This is a genomic window from Monashia sp. HAY1-2A, assembly GCF_056755315.1.
Map to the genome: position 1 here is coordinate 1 of NZ_JBNDHY010000496.1, position 261 is coordinate 261.

General features: G+C 68.6%; 1 protein-coding gene. It reads left to right on the forward strand.

Annotated elements, in window-relative coordinates:
• Nucleotides 1–31 precede the first annotated feature (31 nt).
• Nucleotides 32–261, forward strand: a 230-nt coding sequence (locus tag ACPYOM_RS22855) for an ATP-binding protein (protein WP_481347718.1), incomplete at its 3' end; no start/stop codon positions are given.

Here is a 261-nt window from a genome sequence, read left to right on the forward strand (position 1 = left end):
TCACACGATGGGGCTGGAGGGGCTCTCGCCGGTGGAGGACCTCACCATCTACAGAATCGTCCAGGAAAGCCTGACGAACGCGTTCAAACATGGAGACCGTGCGGCCGGCGCTGTGGTGACGGTTGCCCGCGACCCCGGCGGCCTGCGCCTGAAGATCCGCTCAAACCTGGTCGACGGCGGGACGCAACTGCCGCCGTCGGGAACCGGCCGCGGTATCCCCGGTATGCGTGAACGCGCGACGGCGGCAGGCGGGCGGCTTAC